General features: G+C 75.4%; 1 protein-coding gene. It reads left to right on the forward strand.

Going from position 1 to position 675, the window contains the following annotated elements:
* On the forward strand, positions 1-675 hold a 675-nt coding region (locus tag F0Q45_RS30420; protein WP_373425106.1), incomplete at both ends, for a hypothetical protein.

Genomic DNA, 675 nt, shown 5'->3' on the forward strand with positions numbered 1-675 from the left:
TACTGGTGGGGACGGCGGTGCCGGTGGGGCCGGCGGCCTGTCCGAGCGGGGTGTTAGTGGGGTTGGCGGGGTTGGCGGGGCCGGTGGTGCCGGCGGTGTCGGGGCTGACGGTGGCCGGGGTGGGCAGGGTTTGGCCGCGACTGCTTTTGGCGGCGATGGTGGTCAAGGCAGCCCGGGCGGTGATGGCGGTGCTGGCGGTGCTGGCGGTGCCGGCGCCGGCAATGGCGGTGCCGGCGGTCGCGGCGGTGCGGCAGGTGATGGAGGTGGTGGTGGTGCTGGTGGTGCCGGTGGGGTCAACTCGTTGGGTCTTAACTCCGGTAATGGGGGTGCTGGTGGTGCCGGGGGTGGTGGTGGCGCTGGTGGTGTCGGCGGCGTTGGCGGTGCCTCGGGAGGCGTGAGCCCCAACGGTGGTGCCGGTGGTGCTGGTGGTGTCGGCGGTGGCGGCGGTGACGGTGGGGTCGGTGGTGTGGCCCGGGGTGGTAGCACCGGCGGTGCCGGCGGGGCCGGGGGTGACGCAGGTGTTGGCGGTGACGGCGGCGCCGGCGGTCTTGGCGCTGTCGCGCCGGCGGGTGGTGTCGGCGGGTCCGGCGGGGCTGGGGGGCGCGGCGGGCTGGTGGTGGGTGCTGGCGGTGATGGTGGTGCTGGTGGGGTTGGTGGTAGCGGCGGTGTGGGTGG

It is taken from the genome of Mycobacterium simiae, from assembly GCF_008370645.1.
GTDB lineage: Bacteria > Actinomycetota > Actinomycetes > Mycobacteriales > Mycobacteriaceae > Mycobacterium > Mycobacterium simiae_A.